The organism is Phytoactinopolyspora endophytica (assembly GCF_004138495.1).
In the GTDB taxonomy this organism is placed as follows: Bacteria; Actinomycetota; Actinomycetes; order Jiangellales; family Jiangellaceae; genus Phytoactinopolyspora; species Phytoactinopolyspora endophytica.
Window position 1 is genome coordinate 339,349 of sequence record NZ_ML142854.1, and the last position, 6,428, is coordinate 345,776.

5 protein-coding genes are annotated in these 6,428 nt (G+C 67.2%); all 5 read left to right on the plus strand.

What is annotated here, in order from left to right:
- The first annotated feature begins 65 nt into the window (after positions 1-65).
- Complete coding sequence (locus ELR45_RS14635) at positions 66-1,031, plus strand: carbohydrate ABC transporter permease (protein ID WP_129667051.1); 966 nt, start codon at positions 66-68, stop codon at positions 1,029-1,031.
- Positions 1,028-1,942 (plus strand): carbohydrate ABC transporter permease, encoded by a 915-nt coding sequence (locus ELR45_RS14640; protein WP_129667052.1) that lies wholly within the window; start codon positions 1,028-1,030, stop codon positions 1,940-1,942. The genes ELR45_RS14635 and ELR45_RS14640 overlap by 4 nt, the downstream gene beginning before the upstream one ends.
- A gap of 86 nt (positions 1,943-2,028) precedes the next feature.
- On the plus strand, positions 2,029-3,636 hold the full coding sequence (locus ELR45_RS14645; protein WP_240759715.1) for an alpha-L-arabinofuranosidase C-terminal domain-containing protein: 1,608 nt from the start codon (positions 2,029-2,031) through the stop codon (positions 3,634-3,636).
- A 34-nt stretch (positions 3,637-3,670) separates the two neighbouring features.
- Positions 3,671-5,110, plus strand: a complete 1,440-nt coding sequence (locus ELR45_RS14650) for a sulfatase family protein (protein ID WP_129667054.1) — start codon at positions 3,671-3,673, stop codon at positions 5,108-5,110.
- A 58-nt stretch (positions 5,111-5,168) separates the two neighbouring features.
- The coding region (locus ELR45_RS14655; RefSeq protein WP_205856600.1) for a glycoside hydrolase family 2 protein at positions 5,169-6,428 on the plus strand (1,260 nt) is incomplete at its 3' end.

The window sequence follows — 6,428 nt, forward strand, 5'->3', positions numbered from 1 at the left end:
GTCTTCTCCAACTGGGATCCGAGCGTGGATTACGACCAGCAGGCCTACGACGAGCGCTGAACACGATGGCAACGACTCAACAGCCGAGCCGCACCACGCCGCCGGGTCCGCGTCCTCGGCGGCGGGGACGGCTACGCCGCATCCGGAAAGACTGGTGGATCTACCTTTTCCTGCTGCCCACCCTGCTCGGGTACGGCGCGTACACGGTCTATCCGTTGGTGGCCTCCTGGTGGTACGCGTTCCTGGACTGGCCGAGCTTCGCGGCCAGCGGAACATTCATCGGCGTCGAGAACTTCGAACGCCTGCTGGAGGACGATCTGTTCTGGAACGCGTTCTGGAACTCGATTGTCTTCCTCGCGGTGGCCGTGCCACTCCGGGTGGGGCTGGCGCTGGCCCTGGCGTTGGCGCTGAACCGGAAGAGGACGCCTTTCAAAGGGTTCTTCCGCACGTTGTTCTTCCTGCCCGTCGTCACAACCGGCGCGATCATCGGCATCGTCTTCACGTTGCTGCTCGATGCGGGAGGCCCGGTCAGTCTCGCCATGGTCAAGTCCGGCCTGCTCGACTCGCCGGCGAACTTCGTTGCGGACGCGGACACCTCGCTCTATGCCGGGATCGCGGTCTGGGTATGGAAGTGGCTGGGCATCACCATGATCTACTGGCTGGCCGCGCTGCAGACCATCCCGCAAGAGGTGCACGAGGCCGCCATGATCGACGGTGCGGGAGGCTGGCGCGAGTTCCGGCACGTGACGCTGCCCATGCTGGTGCCGTTCCTGGTGATCATCACGCTGATCGACACGGTGGCGGCGCTCAACGTCTTCGATCTGATGCAGACCCTCACCGGTGGAGGCCCATCGTTCTCGTCCGAGGTGATCGAGATCTTCATCTTCCGCACGGCCTTCCAGGCCACTGTTCCTGAGCTCGGTTACGCCTCGGCCGCCGCCGTGCTGTTCGGGCTGCTGACGATGGTGATCGCCGTCGTCCAGGCCCTCGGCATCCGCTGGGCCCGGCAGCAGACGGGAGGGGCGAGATGACACTGCCACGCATCGCGGCCGAACCCGGCTCCAGCCGCGGCCTGGACACGCCCGCAGTCCAGAAGCGCTCGTCGCGTTTCCTGCGCCGTCCGCGCCCGGGACAGACCGTGTCGTTCGTCGGTCTGCTGGCGCTGGCCGCCCTATGGATCTACCCGTTCATCTGGCTGATCTCGGCATCGCTGAAGTCGTCGTCGGAGATCTTCGGTAGCGGACTGAACCTGTTGCCGGAGGATCCGGTCTGGGCGAACTACAGCCGCGCCTGGACCGAGGTCGGATTCGACAGGTACTTCCTCAACTCGGTGCTCATCACCGGCGGCACGGTGCTGCTGATCGTGATCCGCAGCGCCCTGGCCGGGTACGTGCTGGGCCGGTTCGACTTCATCGGCAAGAAGCCGTTGATCGCCGTCTTCCTGATCACGTTCTTCCTGCCCGAGGGATACACGATCATCCCGATCACCCAGCTGACGGACCAGCTCGGTCTGCTCAACACCCATCTCGGAGTGATTCTGGGTCTGGGTGGGGGCGGACAGATCGCCGCGACCCTGCTCTATGCGGGCTACTTCCGGCAGCTGCCGAAGGAACTGGAGGAGTGTGCGCGCCTGGACGGGGCCGGACACTTCAGGATCTTCTTCCAGGTGATGCTCCCGCTCGCCTGGCCGATCACTGCCACGGTCACCATCCTCACCTTCCTCTTCGCCTGGAACACGTACCTGTTGCCGCTGGTGTTCACACTCAGCGATCCAGACCTGCGGACGCTGGCGGTCGGCATGACCGTCTTCGTCGGCGAATACGACACCGACTGGTCCGGCATGGCCGCGGCTGCGGTGATTTCGCTTGTACCGGTGATCGCCGTCTTCGTCGTTCTGCAGCGAAAGTTCGTGGACAGCATCGCGGGAGCGGTGAAGCAATGACCGGAACTACCAGAACGACTGGATTGGAGCCCGCTCACATGCCCGACCCTCACCATCAGGATCGTGCCGTCGGCCGTGAGGCCCTCGTGACCGTCGACACACGCCACCCGGCCGGGAAGGTCGACGACGACATCTACGGCCACTTCCTGGAGTCGGCCTTCTTCGGCAACATCGAGGGAGGTGTGTTCGATGAGGGATCGCCGCTGTCCGTGGACGAGCCCGGCCACCTGAACGGTGTCCGTGCCGACGTCCTCGAGCTGTGCCGGGAGCTGCAGCCGGGCGCGATCCGCTGGCCCGGGGGCAACTTCGCCTCGCCCTACCACTGGCAGGACGGCATCGGCCCGCGAGACGAGCGCCCGACCCGGTTGGAGCTGGCCTGGGGAGAGCTGGAGACCAACCGGTTCGGCACCGACGAGTTCCTGGCGTGGTGCGAGGCGGTGGGTGCGGATCCCTACCTGGTCCACTCCGCTCGCGACGTCGACGAGGCGGTGCGCTGGGTGGAGTACACCAACTCCGCCCGGGAGACGACACTGGCGCGGCGACGTGCCGAGAACGGGCGCGCCGAGCCATGGAAGGTTCGGTACTGGGGTGTGGGCAACGAGGTCTACGGCCGGTGGCAGATGGGCCACCGCAGCGCCGAACGGTACGCCGCGGACGCCCTTGAGCACGCCCGGTTCATGCGCGCGGTCGACCCCGACATCAAGCTGATCGGTGTTGGCTTCCACCAACGGCAGGACTGGACGGAAGAAGTGGTATCAAAGGTCGGCCAGTTTCTGGACTACCTATCGATCCACCTGTACGGGGCAAGCACCCGGCTGTGGACGGCGGACGACTACGACGATGTGGTCGCGCAGGCGCTCTACTTTGAACAGGAGCTCAACACCTACTCTCAGCTGGTGGCCGAGATCGCCACGGGTGCCGGTCTGGACCGCCCGCCGGCGCTGACCCTCGACGAGTGGACGATGCGTCACCTCGAGCCCGCGGACTGGCCGCAGCCACAACCCGGCGATGACGGCGGCATCGCGCCCCGGGAGGCACCGGAGCCGGATGGGCCTGTGGACCGGTTCCGAGTCAACCGATACAGCCCTCGGACGATCGGCGACGCGGTCTTCTGCGCCGGAGTATTCCACGCCATCCACCGGACGGCCGGTCAGCCTGCCCCGGTGTCGATGGCGAATCCGGTGAACCTGGTCAACGCCAACGGCCTGGTAGTCGCTCGTCCCAAGGGTGCCCTGCGGTCCGCGATCTACCACGTTTGGCATCTGTATCGGCATCACACCGGACGGACTGTGTTGCCCTGCGAGGTGGATGGCCCGGCGCGGTCGACGGCGGTCAGGCGAGGAGACGACAGGGACCGTACAGGCCGACATGTCTCCACACCGATGACGGTGCCGTATGTCGACGTGTGCTCCACCCGCGCCGACGACGGCTCGATCCGGCTCGCCGTCGTCAACCGGCACCGCGACGAGGCCGTGCGGTTGCGGCCGGTGTTCGACGGTGCCGCGGACAGTACCCCAGGGCGTGCGCACGTCCGGACCCTCGGGGGAGACATCCCCGACCTGTACGCGGTCAACGATCTGAACGCGCCGGACACCATCGGAGTCCGCGACCTGGGCGAGGTCGAGGCGTCCGGCGGAACGTGGGTGATCCCGCCGCACTCGGTGACGGTGCTGACGCTAGGTAGTCAGCGATGACGGCGCGACATCGACGGAGCGGTGTGACCTCGTCATGACCCGCCCTAACATCCTGTTGATCTGCACTGACCAGCAGCGGTTCGATGCCGTGGGCGCGTACGGGAATCCGGACATCGCGACACCGCACCTCGACCGGCTCGCCGGGCAGGGCACGGTGTTCGAGAACTGCTACGTGCAGAACCCGGTCTGTGGACCGTCTCGGGCGAGCCTGATGACGGGGCGGTACGTCCCGTCGCACGGACTGCACGCCAACGGCGTCGATCTCGAGCCCCACGAGCTGTTGTTCAGCCGGCTGCTGGCCGACACGGGGTACGACTGCGGGCTGGTGGGGAAGTTCCACCTGGGAGCCTGCCAAGACGGCCGCTCCGAACCGCGGCTGGACGACGGTTTCCGGGTGTTCCGGTGGGCGCACGACCCGTACCCGGGCTCGTCGGAGAACGCCTATCACCGGTGGTTGAAGGCACGCTTCCCGAAGCTGCATGAGGCGATGGTGCGTCGCGACGGCACGTATACCTGGGACACGTTGCCCACCGAGGCGCACTACAGCCATTGGATCGGCGAGGAGACCGTCGACTTTCTGCAGTCCTCTCGGGAGGAGGGCAAGCCGTTCTTCTTCGTCGCCAATTTCTTCGACCCGCATCACGGCTTCGGGGCACCCGACGAGTACCTGCGGCGTTACGATCCAGCGGCGCTGCCGCGCCCGGTCACCCGCGACGGCGAACTGGACGGCAAACCGTCGATCTTCACCGAAGCGTCCAAGGCGTCCTACGGCGGCGTCGCCCGCGGCTACGTGGACTACTCAGAGGCCGAGTTGATGGAGGTCCGGCAGGCGTATTACGCCATGGTGTCCTTGGTCGACGACGAGGTCGGAAGGATCCTCGACGCGTTGGACGAGACCGGCCAGGCCGACAACACGATCGTTGTGTTCACCAGCGACCACGGCGAGATGCTCGGGGATCATCAGCTGATGCTGAAGGGCCCGTTCATGTACGAGTGCGCGGTCCGGGTACCACTGATCGTGCGCTGGCCCGGGGTCGCCAAGCCGGGTGACCGTCGTCCGGAGCTGGTGCAGTGGATCGACCTGGCACCGACGTTCCTGCAGGCCGCCGGGGTGGACGTCCCGGAGCGAATGCAGGGCGAGAGCCTGATCCGGCTGATCCACGACGACGACGCGGCGGGCTGGCGGGATTGGGCACTGTGCCACTACCGCGACAGCGGCCATCCGGACGATCCGGCCGTGCACGTGACGATGCTGCGCCACGATCGCTGGAAGCTCGTCATCCATCACGGCGCACCGGCCAGTGCCCGGGACCGCACCGGCGAGCTGTACGAACTGTCCGCCGACCCTCGTGAGCTGACGAACCTTTGGCACGACGATGCGCACCGCGAAACCCGCGTCGAGCTGCAGGAGAAACTGATCGACGTCATGGTCGCCGTCGAAGACCGTAGCAATCCCCGGCTGGCGGCGTGGTGACGCTGCCGCATGCGCACACGACAGCACCGAACCGCCGAGAGCGCACGAGAGGGCATCCGTGACGATCGATTCCGAGTACCCCCGTCCGCTGCTGGTCCGCCCGGGCTGGCAGGACTTGTCCGGCCCATGGGGGTTCGCGGTGGACGACAGGGACAGCGGCCGGTCCCTGGGCTGGCACCACGACGCCGCTCCGTTCACGCGCGCCATCACCGTGCCGTACCCGCCGGAGAGCGAGATGTCCGGCGTGCACGACCCGGACTGTCCGACGGTGGTCTGGTATCGCCGCGCCGTGCAGCTGAACCGGATGCCGGGTCGCGGTGAACGGCTTCTGCTGCATTTCGGCGCCGTGGACTACCGGGCGCACGTCTGGTTCAACGGCGTGCACGTCGGCGAGCACGAGGGCGGGCACACGCCGTTCACGCTCGACGTGACCGACGCCGTCGTCGCCGGTGAGGAGCAGGTCGTCGTCGTACGTGCCGAGGACGAGCGCGACGATGCGACCCAGCCGCGTGGCAAGCAGGACTGGCGCGACGAGCCGCACGGGGTCTGGTACCACCGGACCACCGGTATCTGGCAGCCCGTCTGGGCGGAGGTGGTCCCGGCCCTGTATGTGCGCCGGCTGCACTGGACGCCGGATGTCGCCGGTGCCGCCGTGACCCTCGAGGCGGAGCTTTCCGGGCGGCCGGAGACCTCCGTGGACGTGCACGTCGTGCTCTCCCTGGGCGACGAGGTACTGGCGGACCAGACGTTCCGCACCGCACGCGCGGACGGTCGCTGGGAGATCGCGATCCCGGCCGCTCGGCATCAGCTGGAGCAGGCCCGGCTACTGTGGAGCCCGGAGAAGCCCACGCTGCTGGACGCCCGCGTCGAGATACTAGACGGCGGTCGCCAGGTCGACGAGGTCTCGTCCTACGTCGGCCTGCGTAGCGTCGGGATCAAGGACGGCCGGTTCCTCCTCAACGGCCAGCCGCGTTTCCTGCGGCTGGTGCTGGCCCAGAACTACTGGCCTCGTTCACACCTCGCCGCGCCGTCCGCCGACGCGTTGCGCCGCGAGGTCGAACTGGCCAAGGCGCTCGGGTTCGACGGCGTCCGGATTCACCAGAAGATCGAGGATCCGCGGTTCCTGGCCTGGTGCGACCGGCTCGGCATGCTGGTGTGGGGCGAGATGCCCAGCGCCTACGAGTACGCACCGAAGACCGTCGAGCGGCTGACCCGGGAGTGGCTGGAGGCGGTCGCGCGGGATCGCAGTCATCCGTGTGTGGTGACGTGGGTCCCGTTCAACGAGAGCTGGGGTGTCTGGCACGGGCTGGAGATCGCG

Coding starts and splice junctions, on each gene's coding strand:
- ELR45_RS14640 (WP_129667052.1), top strand. CDS start 1,028: ATGACACTGCCACGCATCGCGGCCGAACCCGGCTCCAGCCGCGGCCTG.
- ELR45_RS14650 (WP_129667054.1), top strand. CDS start 3,671: ATGACCCGCCCTAACATCCTGTTGATCTGCACTGACCAGCAGCGGTTC.
- ELR45_RS14635 (WP_129667051.1), top strand. CDS start 66: ATGGCAACGACTCAACAGCCGAGCCGCACCACGCCGCCGGGTCCGCGT.